The 22,463-nt window shown below is 59.7% G+C and carries 12 protein-coding genes and 1 pseudogene; 4 read left to right on the top strand and 9 right to left on the bottom strand.

Annotation, left to right across the window (positions count from 1 at the left end; all coding sequences use genetic code 11):
* Positions 1–69: 69 nt before the first annotated feature.
* The 8 genes and pseudogenes from ASD55_RS15130 to ASD55_RS18170 form a co-directional block, all read right to left on the bottom strand.
* A complete protein-coding gene (locus ASD55_RS15130) occupies positions 70–3,057 on the bottom strand; it encodes an HsdR family type I site-specific deoxyribonuclease (protein ID WP_056767433.1) in 2,988 nt (995 codons plus the stop codon).
* Positions 3,050–4,264, bottom strand: coding sequence for a restriction endonuclease subunit S (locus ASD55_RS15125; protein WP_056767430.1), 1,215 nt, complete (start codon positions 4,262–4,264; stop codon positions 3,050–3,052). The genes ASD55_RS15130 and ASD55_RS15125 overlap by 8 nt, the downstream gene beginning before the upstream one ends.
* Positions 4,261–5,937 (bottom strand): ATP-dependent helicase, encoded by a 1,677-nt coding sequence (locus tag ASD55_RS15120; RefSeq protein ID WP_056767427.1) that lies wholly within the window; start codon positions 5,935–5,937, stop codon positions 4,261–4,263. Before ASD55_RS15120 ends, ASD55_RS15125 begins: the two co-directional genes overlap by 4 nt.
* A complete protein-coding gene (locus tag ASD55_RS15115) occupies positions 5,934–7,859 on the bottom strand; it encodes an AAA family ATPase (protein ID WP_056767425.1) in 1,926 nt (641 codons plus the stop codon). Before ASD55_RS15115 ends, ASD55_RS15120 begins: the two co-directional genes overlap by 4 nt.
* Positions 7,856–9,370, bottom strand: coding sequence for a class I SAM-dependent DNA methyltransferase (locus tag ASD55_RS15110; RefSeq protein WP_056767422.1), 1,515 nt, complete (start codon positions 9,368–9,370; stop codon positions 7,856–7,858). Before ASD55_RS15110 ends, ASD55_RS15115 begins: the two co-directional genes overlap by 4 nt.
* Before the next feature lie 2 nt (positions 9,371–9,372).
* The gene (locus ASD55_RS15105) at positions 9,373–10,053 is read right to left on the bottom strand and encodes a hypothetical protein (RefSeq protein WP_056767419.1); all 681 of its coding nucleotides are present in this window, start codon (positions 10,051–10,053) and stop codon (positions 9,373–9,375) included.
* A complete protein-coding gene (locus tag ASD55_RS15100) occupies positions 10,050–11,561 on the bottom strand; it encodes a class I SAM-dependent DNA methyltransferase (RefSeq protein ID WP_200946222.1) in 1,512 nt (503 codons plus the stop codon). Before ASD55_RS15100 ends, ASD55_RS15105 begins: the two co-directional genes overlap by 4 nt.
* 480 nt (positions 11,562–12,041) lie before the next feature.
* Positions 12,042–12,432: pseudogene (locus tag ASD55_RS18170) on the bottom strand (ribonuclease H-like domain-containing protein); the annotation flags it as partial.
* A gap of 185 nt (positions 12,433–12,617) precedes the next feature.
* On the opposite strand from ASD55_RS18170, the gene lexA reads away from it, so the two are divergent.
* From lexA to ASD55_RS15080, 4 genes are read left to right on the top strand one after another with little or no spacing between them, the layout of a single operon-like run.
* Positions 12,618–13,238 carry a transcriptional repressor LexA gene (gene lexA, locus ASD55_RS15095; RefSeq protein ID WP_056767414.1) on the top strand — a complete coding sequence of 207 codons (621 nt, stop codon included), beginning with the start codon at positions 12,618–12,620 and terminating at the stop codon, positions 13,236–13,238.
* Positions 13,238–13,861: a translesion DNA synthesis-associated protein ImuA gene (imuA, locus tag ASD55_RS15090; RefSeq protein WP_056767412.1), complete on the top strand. Its 624-nt coding sequence runs from the start codon at positions 13,238–13,240 to the stop codon at positions 13,859–13,861. The genes lexA and imuA overlap by 1 nt, the downstream gene beginning before the upstream one ends.
* Before the next feature lie 12 nt (positions 13,862–13,873).
* Complete coding sequence (locus ASD55_RS15085) at positions 13,874–15,277, top strand: DNA polymerase Y family protein (RefSeq protein WP_056767409.1); 1,404 nt, start codon at positions 13,874–13,876, stop codon at positions 15,275–15,277.
* Positions 15,274–18,345, top strand: coding sequence for an error-prone DNA polymerase (locus ASD55_RS15080; RefSeq protein ID WP_056767405.1), 3,072 nt, complete (start codon positions 15,274–15,276; stop codon positions 18,343–18,345). Before ASD55_RS15085 ends, ASD55_RS15080 begins: the two co-directional genes overlap by 4 nt.
* Before the next feature lie 299 nt (positions 18,346–18,644).
* On the opposite strand, the gene ASD55_RS15075 is transcribed toward ASD55_RS15080, so the two are convergent.
* Positions 18,645–21,284 carry a hypothetical protein gene (locus ASD55_RS15075; protein WP_056767403.1) on the bottom strand — a complete coding sequence of 880 codons (2,640 nt, stop codon included), beginning with the start codon at positions 21,282–21,284 and terminating at the stop codon, positions 18,645–18,647.
* Positions 21,285–22,463: the final 1,179 nt, after the last annotated feature.

The following is a 22,463-nucleotide window of genomic DNA, read 5'->3' as shown; positions in this document are numbered from 1 at the left end:
GGTATGCCATTAGGTATGCCAGCCGTCGTTGTTTCTGGTTCTGTCTCGTTGAGCGTTATTGGACCCACATCAGTAATACTGCCGAACATAGCCGAACGCTTTCTCGAACAGCTCTTCATCCGCGTGCAGCTTGTACTTGAACAGCGCCTTGCGCAGCGCCTTCTTCACCTCACGCTCGCCCGCCTGGGTGCCTTGCCATCCCGGGAAGCGGACCAGGCGCACGATCTCGTCGATGTCTGCTACCACGCGCTCCACCATGATCGGCGTCTCGGGAGTCTTGACCTCGTTGAACAGTTCGCTCAGCGCTGCCTTGCCGCGATCCTCGTCCTCTTCGGGCGGAACCTCCTTCTCGGCCTGCAAGGTCTCCTTGGCGATTTGCAGCAACTGCTTCAAGAATTCCACGCTGTTGATCTGGCCGGACTCGAAGCGGTCTTTCAGTGCATCGAGCCGTTCCGACAGCTGCTTGAACTTGGGGTTGCCACCATGGCCGCGGAGCCGGCGCTTGAGCTTGATTTCGATCTCCCTGGCCTTCTTCGGGTCAGGGTTCGATAGCACGGCCTCCAGCAGGTCTGCGTCCAGCACCAAAGTATCCAGATCGTCGCGTACGGCATCCACGTGCACGTTCTGATGGATCAACTCAATCGTCTTGGCGCCCAGCGAGTGCCAGATCAGCTTGCCGTGGCCGCTGGAGGGCTGCACCGACTGGTACACCTGCGACAGCCACTTGTAGTCCTTCTCGAACGGGCCCAGCACCGTGTCGGGTGACAGTGCCTCCCAGATCTTGTTGAGCACGCTGAATTCGGCGGCGAAGTTGTCGCGCACGGTGTTGTTGGGCAGACACTGCTGTGCGGTGATCAGGCCCTCGTAGCCTTGCAAGGTCCGGTCACATCCGGCAAAGAAGGCGAGGCATTTCTGCATTGCTTCGGGCAGTTTGTCTTTCAGCTCCTGGATGTTGCTAACCACCTGCCGGACGCTCTCGTCGTCGAACTCCAGCGCCGCCGCCACGTCATCGAAGATGCCGAGGTAATCCACGATCAATCCGTGGGTCTTCTGCTCGGAATAGGTGCGGTTCACCCGGCAGATCGCTTGCAGCAGCGTGTGGTCGCGCAGCGGCTTGTCCAAGTACATCGCCTGCAGAATCGGTGCGTCGAAGCCGGTCAGCAGCTTGGCGGTCACGATGATCAGCTTTAGCGGATCGGCCGGATCACGGAAGCGGTCCAGCAGTCGTTCTTCCTCGTCGCGCGAACGGTCGTAGGCCGCGTACTCGGGGTGCTCCTTCTTGTCGGACGCCTGCACCGACATCACAATGTCGGTGGCCTCCGGCGGCAACAGCTTGTCGAGTTCGGTCTTGAACAGCACGCACGACTCGCGGTCGAAGGTAACGATCTGGCCCTTGAACCCGTTCGGTTCCACCTTGGTCTGGAAATGCTCGGCGATGTCCTCGCACACCTTGCGCACGCGCTCAGGCGTCTTCACCAGCACGGCCATCTTGGCCGCGGTCTTGGCGAGGTTGTCCTTGTCCAGGTCCGACAGGCCGCCAGTCAGATCCTTGTAAGCAGCATCAAGGGCAACCTTGTCGATGTGCAGATCGATCAGGCGCGGCTCGAAGTGCAGCTTCAGCGTGGCGCCGTCGCGGATCGATTCCTCGAAGCCGTAGCGGCTCATGTAACCCTTGTCATCCTCGTCCGCACCAAAGGCATAGAAGGTGTTGCGGTCGGCGCGGTTGATCGGCGTTCCGGTCAGGCCGAACAGAAACGCATTGGGGAGTGCCTCGCGCATCTTGCGACCCAGGTCGCCTTCTTGTGTGCGGTGGGCTTCATCCACCAGCGCAATGATGTTGCTGCGATCGTTCAGGCAGCCGGTGGCCTCGCCGAACTTGAAGATCGTGGTGATGATGATCTTGCGCACATCCTGTGCCAGCAGTTGCTGCAGCTTCTCGCGCGTGTCGGCTTTTTCCAGGTTGGGGATGTCCGCCCCAGTGAAGGTACCGGTGATCTGCGTGTCCAGATCAATCCGGTCCACCACGATCAGCACTGTGGGGTTCTTCAGGCCGGCGTGCATGCGCAACTTCTGCGCGGCAAATACCATCAACAGCGATTTTCCCGAACCTTGGAAGTGCCAGATCAGGCCCTTCCTGGGGTAGCCCGCCAGCACCCGCTCAACAATCCTGTTGGCGGCCTCGTATTGCTGATAACGGCAGATGACCTTGCTGCGACGCTTCTTCTTGTCTGTGGCAAACAGGGTGAAGCTGCCCAGAATGTCCAGTACCACATGCGGTCGCAACATGCTCTCCGCTGACAGCTTGAGTGATTTCAGTGGATGATGCTGGCCGTCTTCGCCGTTGCCCTCCAGATGCCACGGACCCCAGTCCTTGACCGGCAATCCAATGGAGCCGTAGTGGTAGGCCTTGCCTTCGGTGGCTACGGAAAACACGTTGCAGACGAACAGCTCCGGCACGAACTTCTCGTAGTCGTCGTGCACCTGTATCGCGCCATCGACCCAGCTGATGCACTTCTTCACCGGCGTCTTGGCCTCGATCAGCACCAGTGGAAGTCCGTTGACTAGTAGCACCAAGTCGGCACGCCGTTCTGTAGCGCCGGCGCGGTAGGTGTACTGCTGGGTCACGACGTACTGGTTGCGCGTCTGGTCGTCCAGATCGATCAGCCGCACCGGCACATGTTCGTTGTTCTGCCCGAACGGCATCGAGCGTTCGCCGCGCATCCAGGCAGTCATCTCCTCGTTGGCGCGGATCAGGCCATCCGAGCGCACCGACAGCACGATGGCGCGCAGCTTGTAGAGCACCTCGTCGGCGCGGTCGGGCTCGGCGGCGATTTCCGGGTTCAGATGGAGCAGCGCGTCGCGGAGCCAGGATTCGGCCAAGACTTCCTGAGTCTGCCGCGGTACTTCCGAGGGGGCCGCGTAGCGCCAGCCGATGCCTTTCGTGCCGGAGCCATAGCTGGCTTGAGGGTCTTGGATGGCGCTGGCTGGCACAGCCTTGACGGGTCCAGCGAGCAGGTCGCGGACGTAGGCTTCAACGGTATTGGATTCGTTAAACATCGCGCCTCCCATTGCACTCGTTCATTGCTAGAGAAAGGGTGCGAGACGCAAAGCGTCGCCGATCTTCTAGGGTTGCAATTGCTGAGTCGAGGCTTTCGATCTCTTCAGCGATTTCGACTTGCTCGCCCAGCGTCGGAAATGGAAAGAACATCGCCCTGAAGCGTTCCGCGGGAAGGTGCGGAATCGTTGTCTCCCCGGTTACCGCCACAAATCTCCCAGTCCACGAATAGTATTGAAGACAGTGGAGCAAGTACCGTGGGTCGTCCTCATCAGACAGCCGTCGAAGCCTATGTAATGCTTTTTGATAGCAAGCGCCGGGAATCTCATCTTTCCACATGGCGGATTTGCCGACGTGCCGGCCTTCACAGGCAAGAATGTCCCCGTAACGGAGAGAGAACTTCTCCTTCTCCCTGGGGCTGAAGGCCATCTCGGCGACATCGTCGAGGTCCAACCTGTTCCATTGAACATTAGCATTTCGAATGTAGAGAGTATGACCAGGGGCTGATCTCGCGTTCTCAGACATCATCTTTCCGAGCTGCACCTCATACCTGTTTCCCAGAGAGGCTACGGCCCACGACTTGGGAAGTTCGCCAATAGGCGTGGATACCCTTTTCTCATGACGAACGCCCCTCCCAAAAAATTGGTTGAAGGCAGCGCGTCGCATGCGGTGTGCATCAGCGATCGCTTCTGTGCCCGCCTCAAAGACCTCACGCCACGCCTCAAGCAACGGCAGAAGGCGAAGTTGCTCCTCTATAGGCGGAACGGCTAACTCGAAATCCGCCAAACTGGACCAGTTAGTGCGCGGGCTCAGCGAACCGGCCGACGTGCTTACCGCGTGATCGAAGAAGGCGTCGGTCTCACAAATGAATGGCAGCAACTCAGGTAGCAGGGCCCGCGCATCCTTGGTCTCAAAAACGTAGATGTCACCAGAGCACACGCCTGAGAAATCTGCCACAGCCACCTTGCGCTGGTAGGCGCGGCGCTTGCCGAACAGTACCTGTCCAGGTCGAAACACGTTGGTGAAGGTCACGCCGTCAACGACATTGCCCCAACTGCGAATGCGCAAATCGCCAGGTTCCAGGTGTTCGAGGCCAACATAACGTTCAAGGCCATCGGCGAGTGGCTCTGGGCTGCGTGCCTTGGAGAGCCGCACGACATCACCAAACTTCGCCCGACGCCAGCCCGGTAGCAGAGGTTCATTTTTCAATGTTGTTGCCTCACAAACGGCATGGCGTAACCAAGGTATTCATTTTGAGCAGAGCGATGCAAATCCCATCGTTTGGCGTATCCAGCAGGGCGCTCCCGTTGATCTGCGTGGGTAAGAATCAGTCGCTTCTTGGCGCGCGACACTCCGACAAAAAACGCGCAGCGGTTTTCATCTTTGTTGCCAAAAAATATTTCGTTTTCGACAGCCATGATGATCACTGAGTCGAACTCGAGACCTTTGCTTTTGTGGATGGTCAGTATGCGTACCGCTTGATCATCCGAAAATCGTTCAAGGGCCTTGGGCAAATCGGGCTCGATCTTGAGCAACTCCTCGATGTGTGCCTTGGTGTCCCGGATGACTTCCTTGAGCCGATCATGGGATTCGTAGTCCGGCGACAGCGCGACGAGGGTTTCGATACTGATCTGTTTCAAGAAAGTTCGCACAAACTCCCACCAGCCTGCGAAAGGCTCCACGGCCAGATCAGCCATGGCAGCTTCTTTTCGCTGCTGCTTGATCAATCGATCAATATCTTTCCGTGCATTGGACTGGATTTCGTCATCTGCAAAGGGGATCAGCTGGTTCATCAACCGAACCCAGGCTTTGGGCTCACGCCTGCCATACAGGCAAGACAGGTAGTCGACAACCAAGCGGGCAACTGGCTCTACCGTGATGTCCTGCATCTGTTGCTCGTTGCGGAAGGGGATGCCATGTGCCTCCAGAGCAGCCATGAGGTGGTCGGCATAGAGATCCAGTTGCTTGGAGACCAGGACGGCAATCTCCGAAGGCGGCAATTGTTCTTCGTTTACCCATCCTGCGATCAGATCCGCCAAATGTTCCGCCTCTTCGCGGCTGTCGTCGAAGTGCCACACGAAAACCTCGCCTTCATCGCCGATCAGCTCCTCATCGGGCATAACGGACGCTGGATCGAGTACCCGAATGATTTCGTTTTGCATGCGCAGCAAGCGCGGCTTTGAGCGAAAGTTGCGGTACATGCTGAGCGGTATCGCAGTGAAATCGGCTGCGAAGGTCTGGAAGATACCGTCCATGGCACCCGCCCAGCCCATGATTTTTTGCTTGGTATCGCCCACGGCTGTAAGACGAACGTGAGTGCCTTGGAAGGCGAGCTTTACCAGTCCGTACTGGAAATTGGTGCAGTCTTGGAACTCATCCAGAAAGACATCGCTGTAGGCTTGTCGGATTGCATTGCGTGCGACGTTCGACTTCTCCAGGATCTGAATAGCCAGTGGAACCAGATCTCCAAACTCAATCTCGGTGCGGGAAGGCCCCGCTTTCCTGCCGACGATTTTGTAGCCCACATCCAACGCATACTCGCCCGTGAGTGCGGGCCGGAAACGATCAATGATGCGTTTGGCAAAGGCATGAAAGGTGTAGCTGTCAAAGCGTGAGGCCAGCTCTGAGCCACAACGGCGCTGCACCCGACCTTTCAAATTTCTGCTGGCATCGACCTTGAACGAGATAGCCAAAATTCGCTTGGGGTAGAAACAGGTGCCTGTCCGCAAAAGAAAGTCTGCGCGCTGTGCAAGCATCTCTGTCTTGCCCGCGCCAGGGCCGGCCGTTAGGGCTAGGCAGTGCTCTCCCTCTGTTGCGGCACGCAGCGCGCTCGGCTCAAGTATCAGGCCAGCCGCAGGCTGCCAGGTTTCGACAGCAATCACTCGGGCAACTCCGCGAGTCTTGCGATCACCGCATCGGCCAAACGTCCGAGTGATTCGGGCATGTGTGCAAGCACGTCCGCATCACTGAGATTGGCTAGCGCCTCAAGGTGCGCAGCCGGTTTGCTGCCAAGTTTAAATTTGCGGTGATAGGTCCCAAACAGCTTCAATTCCTCTTGACTGTACTGTGATGCGCCGTAGTGGCTTTTCCCTAGAACAGCCTTGATCGTCGCATCATCCGGGACCTCCTCAAGTACGTCGTAAGCGTCCGGAAAGGCGATCAGCATCGCGAAATCTAGATCCATGGGAGCGGAGAAAAATATCCCCCGACTCTCCAGTTCAATAAAGACGTTCCTTTTTCCGTCATCAAAAAAGTGATGTGTACGGATCGGTGCTTCGGCCGAGTTCCACGGCGGTAACGGCCAATCGGAAGGAAGGATCTTTGTTGGTTCGAACTTCGCGAGTTGGTCATTCACGTACTTCACTCGCCCCCAGCCCGCCTGATGTCGCGCAACGTCCAGATCCAGCAGCGTCAGATAGGGAATCTGCAGAGCCGACAATAAGCGCCAGAAATGATTGACGTGGCGACCGCCCAAAGGTGCTATCGAGACAGCCGACTCATCGACTGGTGCACCTTTGGCTTGCAGGAGTCGGGGCAGCACGATTTCTTCGCTATCACCTTCTCCCAGGACCACCAGCCGGGAGAAATAGATTTCCGGGAAGGCCTGCACAGCTTCACGCACAAACTTGTGTGCTTCGTCTGTTTTGCTTGGCAGGTGAATATGCGTGATGCGTGACGTTCTTGCATCTGAGATACGCAGGTATCGAATGCGTTCGGGAGCAACGCGACGGAGCATAGACGGCGCATGGGTAGCGATCAGTGCTTGCGCGTCGCCATTTCCGGTCATCAAGTTCAGTGCACTGATGATCCGCCCGAGGTACTGAGGCGAAAGGCTGTTCTCAGGCTCCTCGACGGCGATCAACGTAAAGACGGGTGGCCGCAACTTGTCAGCATCGAATGATTTGTCTTCTTCTGCTAGAACAGCCCGACCGATTGCCTGAGACGACAGCACGAGGGACAGATAAAGCATCGATTTCTGGCCATCGCTCAACCGAGAGAAGTCGACAAGGTGCTCATCGTGCCCAGGTGAGAATGAGACCGACATGTGCCGCAACAATGCTTCGATCTCAGAGGCGACAAACGTGATCTTAGGATCAGAAAAAAAGTTACCCTTGTGCAACGTTCCCCACACTGTCTTCAATCTCGTGCTGAACGCATTTACAGCAGGGTTGGACGCGAGACTGTCACTGATTTTATTTGTGAGATCTCGGATATCCCCACGTTCTGCATCCCAGTTTATGGCGCGGAGCATGCGCCCGAGGAGCGCGTTGGCACCATAGGTGATGTGATCGGCCGGGTCGCGGCGAGCAGGCAAATAGTGAACGTGGATATGGTTGCGCTCCGCGCGCTGTACTTGTGCGACCGTGAGCGGTGAACCGTCGGGATTGATGTCCAACACATAAACCAAGGTTTCTTCGATATCGCCATCCAACCCCATGGTGGCACTGAGCCGAAAGCGCACGCGCGGAATGCCATCTGCCTCGTCCAGTCGCATATGGCCAAAGTGTGGGGCGACTGTGCTGTTGTCATGATTCTCTGCCAATTCCGGAAACAGGAAATCGGCTTCTATCCAAAGCTGGCGCTCTTCGGGTACACCCGTTTCGTCGAATGGAACATGAAAGTCCGAGCGTTGGATGCGACGCAAGGACGGATCGAAGGCGAAGAGGCGACACAGCGATTGGAGCGCCGCGGTCTTGCCTGATCCGTTGGGGCCGATCAGGTAGGTGATGTCTTCCAGCGTGAGCTCGGTTGGCTTTTCGCCAAAAGAATGGAAGTTCGACAGCCGAATCGTTTGAAGCTTCATACGGCATCCTCTGCTTTAGCCAAGCCATCCAGCGTTTCCACCAGCGCGTCCATCTGCTGCCAGAAGGCACGACCGTCGTTCTGCCAATGCGCCCACGAGGAGCGCAGCGAGACTGCATCGCCATTGCTGTCGGTGGCGATGGCTGCGGCAATGCGCTTCACGTACATCGGGATCGAGAGGTTGCCCGCATTAGCAGCAATCTCGGCCAAGGTGGCAACCTTGGCGAAACCGGGTACATCCGCAAAGGTCTTGTAGGCAGCCAGGATGCGCTGCTGGTGTTCGGGTTTCAGAAAGCTCTGCGCACGTTCTCGGGTGACCTCGTTCAACGCGTCGATGAAGATCACCTTGCCTTTGCGAGCTACCGTCTTCTTGCGATTGCAGATGACGATGCACGACTCCATCGGGGAGTTGTAGAACAGGTTGGGCCCCAGGCCGATTACGGCTTCTACCCAGTCCTGCGCGATCATCTTGGCGCGCATCGATTGTTCTTCGTTGCGAAATAGCACGCCGTGCGGCCAGAGCACGGCGCAGCGTCCCTTGGCCGTGAGGCTGGTCAGGATGTGCTGCTGGAAGGCGTAGTCAGCGCGGCCTTGCGGCGGGGTGCCCAGTGAATTGCGACCCCACTTGTCACTGCTCCAGGCATCGCGGTCCCATTGCTTGATGGAGTAGGGCGGATTGGCCAGAATTACATCGAATTGGCGCAGGCGGTCGCCCTCGATGTGCTTGGGGTCGGCCAGGGTGTCGCCCCGGATAATCTCGAAATCCTCCACCCCGTGCAGGAACAAGTTCATGCGGGCGATGGACGAAGTGATGAGGTTGCGCTCCTGCCCATAGAGCTTCAGCGTGCGGTATTCGCCGCCGGAGCGCTTCACCTCATCCAGCGCCGAGATCAGCATGCCACCGGTGCCACAGGTGGGGTCGTAGATCGACTCACCCGCCTGCGGGGCCAGCAGTTGCGTCATCAAATGCACAACGGTGCGGTTGGTATAGAACTCGGCGGCCGTATGGCCAGAGTCATCCGCGAACTTCTTGATCAGGTATTCGTAGGCATTGCCCAGCTCATCCTCGGGCACGTTGGCCACTGACAAGGTCTGGGTGGAGAAGTGCTCGATGAGGTCTTTCAGCGTTTCGTCGGGCAGCCGCTCCCGATTGGTCCACGGCGCATCGCCGAAGATTCCATCAAGCTGATCCGGGTTGGCCGTTTCAATCGCACGCATGGCCTTCTGGATTGCCGCGCCGACGTTCTTGGATGCCTGACGTACATCGTCCCAGTGCGCTCCCTCAGGTATCTGGAAGCGATGGTTCTCGGCGAACTGGGCGTAGGAGAGATCACCCTTGGAGTTGGCTAGCGCAGCCTGGTATTCCTCTACCCACACATCCGACAGACGCTTGTAGAAAAGCAACGGGAAGATGAATTGCTTGTAGTCGCCCGCGTCGATGAGGCCGCGCAGCAGCACGGCGGCGCGCCAGAGGTAGCTTTCGAGTTCTTGCTGAGTGATTCGCTCTGTCACGCCTACTTCCTTAAGCTCGCGAATTTTTCCATTTTTATGTTCAGCAAATCGTTCGGAAATCCGCGCACAAGCAACGCTTCAAGGTCCTCGATCATTTCGTCATCAACTTTATATGCGCTGAAGTAGAAGGCTAAATCGCAAAGCTTCAAGTTCGTAGCCTTTGGCTGTCTGAGCTTTTCGGAACCTGGTTGGAATTCCTGATTGCGATCAGGGTGATGCACCAACGTGACCATCTGGACGTCGCGTTTTCTATTGAACGCGAGATTCATTTCCTTCCATACGGTTTGAAGGCGTGCCTTGCCAACATAGAGTGCCTTTCCCTGGGAGTCGTAGAAGACATAGATTCCGTAGCTCTTCTCAAGCGCTGCTTTGAGACCACGCGCGTACAGCGTGTCTTGAGATCCACCATCGATTACTTGCCAGCCGCTGCCTCGTGCTGTTTCACAGCAGTTGATCGCGTACAACTCTACGATCGGCTGAATCGTTTGACGCTGTGAGGTGAGCACGGCGGCAGATCTGGACTTTGCAAGTGCCGAGGCGACCTGCAATGGGCTAAGGTCCTCATCGCGTTGTTTCCAGTTGATCAGCGTCTGTACGGTCACTCCTAAAACACCAGCAAGTTCGTACTGAGAACCGGTTTCCAGTTTCTTCGCAAGTGCATCGAGGAGCGCTTTAGCTTTCATCGTTCTTCCCCTTGTTCGAGCCAACCGCCAGTGGTTAAAGTCTTCTCCAATTGCCTCTCCGCTTCACGGCATCGAGTTAGCGCATCCTTGAAGGCCGCAACCGCCTCGCGCAGTGGCGGGATGTCTTCTTGCAGTGGCGGCTGAACGTAGCGCGAAATGTTCAGCGTCCAATCTTCGGCCTTGATCTCGTCGAGGCTAACCACCCGGGCTGCATCCTGGACATCGGCAAATCCGCGATACCAGCTGAGGATGTCGGTGGCGTGTTCGGGTTCCAGATAGTTCTGCGCACGGCCACGGCGAAACAGCCGTGAGGCATCGGCGATCAGCACCTTCTTCTTGTGCATGGCCGGCTTGCGCTTGCGCAGGACCAGAATGCAAGCGGCGAGACCCGTGCCGTAGAACAGATTCGGCGCCAGCCCGATCACGGCCTCGATCAGATCCATCTCCAGCAGCTTCTGCCGGATGCTCCCCTCCGCGCCCTTGCGGAACAGCGCACCCTGGGGCAGTACCACGGCCATACGACCGGTGACATCAGCCATCGACTTGACCATGTGCTGCACCCATGCGAAGTCGCCGCTTGAGGAGGGTGGCAGACCAGCAAAGTTGCGGCCGAATGGGTCGTTCAGCCATTGCTCTTCGCCCCACTTTTCCAGCGAGAACGGCGGATTGGCGATGACGCAGTCGAAGCTGGCCAGACGATCAACCTCGAAGAAGGCCGGGTTGCGCAGGGTGTCGCCACGCACCACCTGAAAATCCTCGATGCCATGCAGGAACAGGTTCATCCGCGCGATGGACGAGGTGGTGAGGTTCTTCTCTTGCCCGTACAGCTTGCCCCACAGTCGCTTGACGTCACCGTGCTTGTCTTTGACGTGCTGCACGGCAGCCAACAACATACCGCCAGTGCCGCAGGCGGGGTCGTAGATGGTGTCGGTCTCTTTGGGATCGAGCATGTCGATCATCAGCCGCACCACACTGCGTGGCGTATAGAACTCGCCAGCTTTCTTGTTGGTGGCATCGGCAAACTTCTTGATCAGGTACTCGTAGGCGTCGCCGAGAAGGTCTGAGCTGACGTTCTGGTTACCGATCGGCAGCTTGGAGAAGTGCTCGATGAGATCCTTCAGCAGCGCATCGGACAGACGATCCTTGTTCGACCAGTGCGCGTCGCCGAAGACGCCATACAGAGTTTCCGGGTTGGCCTTCTCGATCTCGCGCATGGCACGCTGCAGCGCCGTGCCGACGTTGCTGGCCTTGGACCGTACATCGTTCCAGTGACAGTCTCCCGGCACCTGGAACCGATGCGACTCGGGATAGCAGGCCAACTGCTCATCCCCTGTGTCGTCGACAATCTCCTGGTACTCATCGTCCCATACGTCGCAGATGCGCTTGAAGAACAGCAGCGGAAAGATATAGGTCTTGAAGTCCGCTGCGTCCACCGGGCCGCGCAGGATGTTTGCGGATTCCCACAGGTGACTTTCGAGTTGGCTCAGAGTGACTTGTTTGGTACTCAATTGCATAGTCCTTTTGCACTCGCCCTTTTGATCTGAATTTCGTCGATGCACTCAAAGCGCTCTACGCCATCTTCGATGACCGAACGCAGGCGCTCTATGAGCACCGCTTGCTCGCTTGAACAGGACGCTCTGCGCCGAGTGACGTTTGTCACGTAATCGCCTGATATGCCTAGCGGCCGATGTGCATGGCCGTGTTCTCCAGAAATATAATTTCTTACCGATCCCTGCCCATTGTATGTCGACGAACTCACCCAACGTCGGCCGGGTGTCAGTTGCAAGCAAGAATTCCGTAAGGATCAATAGAGCTAAGTAAATGGGGAAGCGAGGGGCGAGGCCGAAGGCGAGCCTTAAGCTTATTAGCAGCCCGCCGCAGGCAAGGGCTGACAGATTGACAGCGTACGCGATGCTGAAAGCGAGCCGTACGCTTTTTACAGACCGCCGTAGGCAGGGCTGACAAATGCCGAGTCGCCAGCCGCAGAGCTAGCGACGACCGGTTTTTATGCCGACAACTGAAGGAGGCAAGGAAGCCAAGTGCAGCAGTACGCCAGCCAGGCTTTTCAAGTCTTGACTGTTATGCATCAAAACGCGTCTCAGGTTCACAGCAGATCCTCCGCGCAAATAGCTGAGCCACGCGGCTGGAGCCTCAGAGCCCGGCAGATCATCTTCCCGCACCACTCCGAGCAGCTCGCGCTCAGCGGTCGCTGAGTGGGCAGTTCTCCCGGATGCCCTTCCAGCGTCGACGCACGGGGTGAAGTAGATCCAGATGACCCAATCCGGACAACGGGTCTGGCAGCCTGGCCAAACGGTATCGTGTCTTCAGTAAAGGCGAGTCATAGGACTTGGCGTTGTAGCTGACGAGCACCGTGTTTGGCTGAGGGAAGCAGTGAATCGAGGAGCCATCTCATCGGGTGAGATGGCTTAGGGTGACGCTGGCGCTGAAGTCGCCTTCGAAGGCGAATGCGATCACCGCGCTAAACCCTTGATCTGTCTCAAGTGATCTGGCGAAGCCTTTTTACATCTTCCATTTTCACCCATTTAGGTGAAACTATGCGAACTATGACCATCCAGATCACGCACCGTCAATCGAACGTCCTCGCCTTCATCCGCGCCCGGATTGCGCAGGACGGACAGTCGCCCACCCTCGAAGAAATCGGCGAAGCATTGGGGATTGGCAATGTCAGTGCGGTGCTCAAGCACGTTCGGTCGTTGGAAGCGAAAGGCCGGCTGACGATCGAGCCCAACCACGCCCGCAGCATTCGGCTGGTGCGCGAGTCTGACCCGATGGATGCCGATACCTTGGAGCTGCCGCTGATCGGTCGCATTGCGGCCGGTGAACCGTTGTTTTCGGAGTCACGGGTCGATCGCAGCCTACGCGTCTCGCGTTCGCTATTCCGGTTGCGACCGGACTATCTGGTGAAGGTGGTCGGCGATTCGATGCGCGACGAAGGGATTCTGGAAGGTGATCTGGTGGCCATCCATGCCACGTCGGTGGCGAGGCACGGGCAAGTTGTCGCCGCGCGTGTGGATGGTGACCGCTTCACGATCAAGCGACTGCATTGGAAGGGCGATGTGATTCGGCTGATGCCGAACAGCCCGGGTTTCAAACCCATCGACGTCGACCCCACCGAAGACTTTGCGATTGAAGGTCTGTTTGCAGGCCTGCTGCGGGGCAGCTGATGAACGCCGTGGTTCCACTGTCCGCGTTGCTCGACGCCCGTCAGGTCTGGCGTGGTCGTGCTCCCGAGGTGCCGGTCGGTGATTACCCCACCGGCTGGCGCGCACTCGACGAGGTATTGCCCGCAGGTGGTTGGCCCGAGGCCTCGCTGTCCGAGATCCTGTTGCCCGTCGATGGCGTGGGTGAACTTCGCCTCGTGCTCCCGACGCTCGCACGGTTGACCCAAAGCCAGCGCCACGTGGTGGTCATTTCGCCACCGTATGCGCCGTGTGTCGCTGGCTGGCGCCAACAAGGCGTGGACATGCGCCGTGTCGAATTCGTGGATGCCGGCGAGAAGGATGTGCTTTGGGCTACCGAGCAGTGCTTGCGATCAGGAAGTTGCGCCGCGGTGTTGGCATGGCCGCATCACGCGGACGATCGCGCCTTGCGTCGTCTGCAGGTCGCCGCGGTCACCGGGCAGGCCCTCGCTTTCGTCTTCCGCGATCGCTCCCATCTTTCCAACGCATCGCCTGCCGCGCTGCGTCTGGAACTGGAAGCACCGCCGCATTCGCAGATCTGGGTGCGCAAATGCCGAGGCGGGGCCGTGCCCGCGCAAGCCATTCCCTTGCCGCGTTCTGTTCATTGATGGCACTCAGAGATGCTTTGGGCCTGCATCAACCTGCCGAGTCTGGCGCTGGATGGGATTCTCCGACGCCGTCCCACGGAAGGACCGTTGGTGCTGGTCGACGGGCCAATCAACGCGCGCATGATCGTTTCGGCAAATGAAACTGCCCGAGCGGCAGGTTTGCATGTCGGGCAGCGACTGAGCGCTGCGCAAGCGCTGTTGTCACAGTTCGAGGCGATCCCGTATGACCACGAGTCGGTGGAGCGGTGGCATCGGTTCCTGGCCGCCGTGGCTTACCGCTACAGCTCCGAGGTCAACCTGTTGCCGCATGCGATCGTGCTGGAAGTCAGCAAGAGCATGGGCCTCTTCGGGCCGTGGCCTCGGCTTGAGTCCATGCTGCGTACGGACTTCACCGACCTGGGATTCCGTCATCGCATGGCGGCGGCGCCGACCGCTCATGCCGCGCATGTGCTGACGACGGTGTCTGATGGGCAGGCGGTCCTGTCATCGGACACGCTGCGCAATGCCCTGGAGCGTGTGCCGATCGCGAAGAGCCGATTACCCGCGAATGCCATCGCTGCGCTGCCGAGCATGGGTATCCGTACGTTGGGTCAAGTGCTGGCGTTGCCGCGCGATGGCCTGCGTCGACGTTTCGGTGCGGAACTGTTGGCGTCACTGGATCGACTGACCGGAGACCTTCCATCTGGCCTGGAGTTGTATCGGCCGCCGGACACGTTTGATCTGCGCATCGAATTGCTTCACGAGGTGGAGAACCAATCCGCACTGATCTTTCCGGTGCGACGCATGGTCGATGATCTGGCCGCGTATCTGGCCGGCCGCGATGGTGGAGTGCAGCGCTTCTTGCTGCGCTTGGAGCACCGCGAGGGTCGTTTCACTGATGTGCCAGTGGGCTTGCTGGCCTCGGAACGCGACGGTGCTCTGCTGTTCGAGTTTGCGCGCGGTCGGCTGGAACACGTGACGCTGCCCGAGCCGGTGCTGGCGTTACGCCTGATCGCCCGCGATTTGCCGGCGTTCGTACCCGCGGGACGCGACCTGTTCGACGAGCGGCCCGCGAATGCACTGCCGATCGAGCAGCTGCGCGAGCGATTGCGCGCGCGGCTGGGCGATGGGGCGGTCTATCGGTTGGGCAGCACTCAGGACCCTCGGCCTGAGCGTGCGCAGCGTGAAGCCATGCATGATGAAGTGCCCATTGACCCGCACCCACGCCCGACGTGGCTGCTGCAACGTCCCGTTCCCCTGCGCGGTGGGAACCCGGTCATCCTGTCCGGTCCGGAGCGTGTCGAAACGGGGTGGTGGGATGGGGGCGAAGTCTGCCGTGACTACTACGTCATCGAGACCTCACTAGGGCAGGAAGCTTGGGCGTTCTGCGCACCCGATGAGCAGACCGGCTGGATGATCCATGGGTGGTTCGCATGACGTCGTATGCCGAACTTCACTGTTTGTCGAACTTCTCGTTCGGCCGCGGCGCATCCAGTGCACGCGAGTTGTTTGAGCGCGCAAAGACGTGCGGCTATAGCGCTCTGGCGATCACCGATGAATGCTCACTCGCCGGCATCGTCCGCGCATTGGAAGCGTCCCGCGCCGCGGGCGTGCCGTTGATCGTCGGTTCGGAGATCCAGCTCGACGATGGCCCGAAGGTCGTCGTGCTGTGTGAAACGAAGGAAGGGTACACGTCGCTGTGCCGTCTGATTACCACGGGGCGACGTGCATCCGAGAAAGGCACCTACCGCCTGACTCTCGCCGACGTGGCCACCGGCTTGCCAGGCACGCTAGTCCTGTGGGCACCTGACTTAGTCGTCGACATGAATCACGGTCGCTGGGTGCGACAGACGTTCGGCGATCGCGCCTGGCTGGCCGTCGAACTGCACCGTGGACCGAACGATGCACGGCGGGTGCGTGAACTGGAAGCGATCGGCCGTGAGCTGGATCTGCCGCTAGTGGCGGCGAGCGACGTGCACATGCACGTCCGGCGACGGCTGGCCTTGCAGCACACGCTCACGGCGATTCGGCATCGTGTGCCGGTCGCGGAGGCAGGCGGATTGATCGCGCGCAATGGCGAACGGCATCTGCGTCGCCGGCATGTGCTCGCCAAGCTGTACCCCGAGGCATTGCTCGAAGAGAGCGCACGGATCTCGGCGCGGTGCACCTTTACGCTCGACGAGCTGCGCTATCGCTATCCGGCGGAACTTGTCCCGGTGGGCCATACCCCCACCAGCTGGCTGCGCCAGCTGACGGAGGAGGGTGCGCGGTGGCGCTGGCCCGATGGCGTGTCAGAGAAGGTGCGCAAGCAGCTAGAGCACGAACTGGGGTTGATCGAGTCGCTGCGTTACGAGCCCTATTTTCTCACCGTGCACGACATCGTGCGTTTCGCGCGAAGCCAGGGAATCCTCTGTCAGGGCCGGGGATCCGCAGCGAACTCCTCGGTGTGCTTTGCCCTCGGTGTGACTGAGGTCGACCCAATGAAGATGAGCCTTCTGGTCGAGCGTTTCATCTCCAAGGAGCGCAACGAGCCGCCGGACATCGACATTGACTTCGAGCACGAGCGACGCGAAGAGGTCATCCAATACATCTATCGGAAATACGGGCGGGAGCGTGCCGCTCTGGCGGCCACCGTCATCTGCTACCGCGGCAAGAGCGCCGTGCGGGACGTGGCCAAGGCCATGGGGTTGCCGCTGGATCAGGTCGACCAGTTGAGCCAGGTATTCGCATGGTGGGACGGCGACGAGTCACTCGCTGAGCGGTTGCGCGAGCGCGGGTTCGACCCCGAGAGCGCGGTCATCCGACGCATCATCAAGCTGACGGCCGAGATCCTGGACATGCCGCGGCACTTGTCGCAGCACGTTGGCGGATTCGTGGTCTCTGATGCGCCATTGAGCGAACTGGTACCGGTGGAGAACGCCGCGATGCCCGATCGCACGATCATCCAGTGGGACAAGGATGATCTCGACACGATGAACCTGTTGAAGGTCGATTGCCTCGCCCTGGGCATGCTCACCTGCGTGCAGAAATGCCTGAACGTGCTGCGCGACCAGCGCGGACAGGATTACTCGATGGCTACGCTGCCACCCGAAGATCCTGACACCTACGCCATGATCCAGCGGGCGGACACGGTGGGCGTGTTCCAGATCGAGTCACGCGCGCAGATGGCCATGCTGCCACGGCACCGACCGGAAAACTTCTTCGATCTGGTGGTGCAAGTGGCCATCGTTCGACCCGGCCCCATCCAGGGCGACATGGTGCATCCGTATCTGCGGCGGCGTAGGGGCGAGGAGCCCGTCGACTACCCGTCGGAAGAGTTGAAGGAGGTGTTCGAACGTACGCTGGGCGTACCGCTGTTTCAGGAACAGGTGATGAAGCTGGCCATGATCGCGGCTGGGTACACAGCCGGAGAGGCGGACGGGCTCAGGCGCGACATGGCCGCATGGAAGCGGCGAGGCGGATTGGAGAAGCACCGCGAACGCATCCTGACCGGCATGGCCGATCGCGGCTACACCACAGCCTTTGCCGAAACGCTGTTCGAGCAGATCAAGGGCTTCGGATCGTATGGATTCCCCGAATCACATGCCGCTAGCTTCGCCGGCATCGTCTATGCGAGCTGCTGGCTGAAGTGCCATGAGCCAGCGGCCTTCACCTGCGCGCTGTTGAACAGCCAGCCCATGGGCTTCTATGCGCCCAGCCAGATCGTACAAGACGCCCGACGCCACGACATCGACGTTCTCCCAATCGACGTCCAGTGCAGCGATTGGGACAACACGCTGATCACGCGACGGGACGAGGCACCGGCCATCCAGTTGGGCCTGCGCCAAGTGCGTGGGTTCAGCGAAGAGGTCGCACATCGGATAATGGTGGCCCGCGCGCAGCGCCCGTTCGCCGACATCGCGGATCTCTGCGCGCGAGCGGCCGTGGACAAGCGTCACCAGGACTTGCTGGCGCAGGCCAGCGCCCTGCGGGGTTTGTCGCGGCATCGGCACCATGCACACTGGGAGATCGCCGGTGTAGAAAAGCAGCTGCCGCTCTTTGGCAATATCAGCCCGGCAGAAATCGCGGTTGAGTTGCCGAAGCCGACACAGGCCGAGGACACGCTGGCGGATTACGCGCGGACCGGCCTGACGCTGGGTGTGCACCCCTTGGCACAGATCAGGGATCGGTTGCGCGCTGCTCGGTGTACCGACTCACGAACGCTGCGCAAACGACCCCACAACAGCTATGCGCGCGTAGCGGGTATGGTCACGATGCGTCAGCGACCGCAGACGGCCAGTGGGGTCACGTTCCTGACGATGGAAGACGAGCACGGCATGATCAACGTCATCGTCTGGCGTGATGTCGCCGAAACCCATAGGCGCGTGTTGCTGGAATCGGAATTGCTGGGAATCGACGGACGTTGGGAAGCGGTCGATGGCGTATGTCATCTGATTGCCAGTCGCCTGCTCGACATGAGCGAGCTGCTCAGTGGGCTGGACGTGCGGTCGAGGGACTTCCACTGAGAGGCAACGGTGAAACACGCAGGCGCCCAAGGAAGGGCAAGATGTCTCTGAATAGCGTGGGAAGCACACCGGCGATGACGACATCAAGGCTATCCAGAATCAGCTGCGTGCACTGGATTGAACGCATCACACACCGATCGACGATGACCAGCCCGCCGGCCAGTATGATCAGCTGCAGATCCACGTCGGCCGGCGGAAACCGACCCAAAGCAGATATGGCCATGCGGACATTCGCCGCCCTGGCGTCGACCCGCTCACTAGTAACGACCAGCGCGCCCCTGTGCTGGTCGTTACTAGCTTTATTTGGCGGTTTGCGCCGCTTCGACCTTCGCGGCATGGGCTTCGAACGTGGGGCGAAATGATTCCTTCTTGAGGCGCTGCAAGGCTACATCGATCGCGGCCTTTGCTTCGGGCAGTCGACCAAGCGCCAGATAGGCGCGCGACAAGCGATGCTGGCCGAAGGCGGAGTCCGCGATTTTGGGTAGAGCCTCGAGATAGTCGAGCGCCTCCTGGGGACGGCTCATTTCGATGAGAAGCTCGGCGACCCGCTCCGTCTGGTAGCCGTCCAAGCTCTTCAGGGCCTTATATGTGGCCAACGCGCGCGCCTGCAATTCGGTGCGGTCGCCTGACTTCAGGCGGCTGGCTTCGAACAGTAGCTCGCCATAGGCGAAGAGGTCCCCGTCTTCGTCCGCAGCATCCGGTTCCCTGGGCGGCACCATATCGAAGACGCGCAGAAAGGCTGGGTCTTCCCGTCGCGCCCAGTATCGACCTATCGACGCCAGCGTCCGATAGGCCTGGCCAATGCCGAGATTGGTCAGGCGGACCAATACGTCCTCGATCGTGGGGCCATGCGCTTTGACGAGTTCATTCCGCCACGGGTCGTCTCGCCAAGGAAGGTTTTCGACGGCGGCTAAGAAGACCGAGGTCGTCACATCCCCGCGGCCGCCGTAGCCCTCGAGAAGGGCGCGGGTCATGGTCTCGACCTCCGCCGCCTTTGTCGGGTCTCTAGCCAAGAGTTTGACGAGTTGCAGGCGCGCCTCGTTCAACGGATGCGAGCCATGCAGTACAGCTTCGAAACGCGCGATCGCCGCCGGCTTGTCTCCCAGCCGGAGCAGCGCCTTGCCCCGGTGGTGCTCCAATTCCGCGTGCTGCTGGAGGGTGAGCCTGCAATCGGTTTCAAGGCGATCGAAGACGGTCATCTGCGACGCCAGCGCCGTCTCCGCGGCTGTCTTGCCATCGCAGGTCTTGCGGTAGAGATAGCCGGCTTCGATGGTTTCGATGACGGCCATAGTGTTGATAGCGGGCACTCTGTCGCCGGGTGTCGCGAGAATGCGATCGACCATGGCGACGGGGTCTTCGAGAAGGTCGGGATCGAGGCTGGCCGACGGGCTGGTCTCGAGGAGTGCGTAGACGAATGCCGACCGTCGGTCGCCCGCGGCGATCGCTGCCCGGAGCCGGACGTCCAAGCTTCGCGATACGGTCCAGAACGGGAGGCCGTCCCCCGATGTGGCTGCCTCTTCGATATAGGCCGCCAACTGATCGGTGAAGGCGCCAGCGAAGTCGGGCAGGCTGCCTGTAAGCGTCTGAAGGCTCGCGAAGACGACATCGTGGAGGCGCACGACATTAGGTCGGTCCGGCGTTGTGAGGCAGGCGTCGCTGAGCTTGCGCAGGCCGACATGACTCAGGGCCCGAACGGCAATGCCCCTATCGCAGTCGGCCTTCCCGACCCAGAAGAAGAAGGCGAGCTCCCGGCCCATGACGTTCAGGACACGAGCCAGCAATCGGTCGGCTAGACGGTACGACCTGTCCGGAAGTTCGCCGATGACCCGGCAGTCGTCGCGAATGTCGGCCCAGCTTGCACCGTTCCGGACAGTGCCGTTGATCAGGCCGTAGGTAAGGGGATGGCCCCCTACCGCGTCCCAGATCGCTTGGAAGACCTCGTCTGGGCATGGCTCCTTTATGTTGCGATTCACGACCTCCCGGGCTTCGACCTGGTCAAAGGGCGGCTGGACGTAGCCGCCGTCGCGCCGGGACGTAACGATGATGTGTGATTCTGGCCCGCACAGAGCGGCCAGTTGGTCTAGCGCCAGATCAGGATCCACGTCGTCAATGATGAGTAGGGTCGGGCGTGACTTCAGCAAGTAGGCGACGTTGCGGCTGTCGCCGGCCCGGACCATGGCTACCGCGTTGAGACTCTCGACCGAGGGGACGTCCGTGCCCTTGAGCCAAAGCTGGTTGTGGTAGGCATCGATGTGCCGCTTCGCGAACGCTGCCGCAGCGACGGACTTGCCGGCGCCGCCGTGGCCGGAGACAACCAGGCAGGGCGATTTCGTGAGCTCGGCCTCGAATGCGGCATCGATGGCCGGCCTGAACAACGCACCTTCGCCGGGCGATGGAACCTGCAGGGTGGCGGCCTGCTCGTCCCGGAGCTGCGCTAGGACTGGCAGGTACGGGCTAAGGAGGCTCACCGCCCGGTCGCTTGTCAGAAGATAGTCGACAATATTGGCGGCGATGTCCTCACAGTCCCATATCTCCACGACGCGATCCCGCATGTCGGTACGGGCGCTTACCTCCGCCTTAAACTGTCGTTCGGCGGCGTTCACCCGCTTCTGCGCCGAAAGCAACACGATCGCGCATGCGTTCGGCTTCTTCGCCAGCGCGTGGTTCAGGTCGTTGGTTGCCTTGGGCATGTCGCTAGTGAAGTAGCCGGCCTCCGCCGAATACTCCGCTACAAAGGTTTCGTCCGGTGAATGGGTGTCGACGTCGCCACCGACCGGAAAGCCAGCGAGATTTAGGCCCCGGTGCGTCAGGGGGATGCCAAGAAGCTGGCCCATTAGGATGCCACCGAAACGCTCAAAATCAGGGCCGATCACCCGAATGCCGTCGATCAGACGATTGACGTGGGAGGCGCGGAGCTTGGCGTTTATGGACTCGCTCATGGGGCGCTCATTGAAGTCTGCTACAGAAGGACCGTCCAGATCATCGTCGCGGCTGAGTGGTAATGGTCGCTCGAGTTCATTCAGTCCCTGAACCGGTGAATGATATCTGGCGGCCAAGCCACTTGGGCGGGCTCAACCGCAATTGATCAAGACTGCTTTCGAAACGCCGGTCAAAGTCCGCTCTTGGCCGATGACAGCCCTTGCGGATCCGATGACGCGCGGGCAAGCGCGATAGGCAGAGATCGACCCATTTCAGCCGTTCGGCACGACTATCCATCCGGCAGGCACGTGGCCGATCTAGCGACCGCGTTGTTCTCGCCCCTGTTACACGCGCACATTCGCCTGCGTAACTCATACACCCTCAAAAGTGTCGGATAACACGGCATCGCGCACCGCGACCCACGCCGACCTTGCAGCGCAAGCGTATGGTCTACCGCAAGAATTCGACGATTGAACGGTTAGAAACGGCGCTGCATACTCGGTGCAACACCCCGCTTTTGGGGTCTACTAAGCGTTAGGCCTTTCATGCGAACACGCCAAGACTTTGATGCGGGCCTTTCTATAGTCGCTTCGGTTGTGCGGTCGTGGGATCCATATCGTCTCCTAGATTCAGGCGCGCCGTCTGACGAGTTCGACGCGGAGATCGCCAAAGTGGTTGCCTGCATTCCTCGCATCTCAAACGCAGCGGCAGCAGCTGCGGCTTTGTCATCGGCCTTCTCAGCATCGTTCGAGCCGGAGTTGTTCTCTCCTGCTCAATGCGCAGTTCCTGGGCAAGAGCTCTTTGCTAAGCTGTCGGCAGCGGGCCTTGTGGCATCGGCCTAACCACTCGTCCAAGCGGACGCGCGAAAAGCCGCGCGCCGCTTAACTCCAGCGTTAGGCGGTTGCTCGTGTTGGTTCTTCGCGTCGTGTGTTTCGCTCAGCTTTGCGGCAGCTTGTAGCTCTTCGCTTCGGCAACATTTTTCCGTGGCGTTGCGGCAAGTCTTCAGCCTTCAGAGCTGGTAGTTTTGGGGTAGTCGGTTGCTCAAGCGGTGCGCTCGTCCAGGCTCAACACCGTCGCCCGAGCGTGTCGCGGCGCACCCGTCTAACATTTCCTTAGGAGACTTCCCGTCAATACCACGCGCTTGATGCTCTTGCCTTGAGCTTTCAGGCTTTCGCTGGTGGCGGTGTTGTCGTTGATGC

Origin of the sequence: Rhodanobacter sp. Root561 (genome assembly GCF_001427365.1) — a bacterium.
Taxonomy (GTDB): Bacteria; Pseudomonadota; Gammaproteobacteria; order Xanthomonadales; family Rhodanobacteraceae; genus Rhodanobacter.
This window is presented reverse-complemented; position numbering and strand designations above follow the sequence as displayed.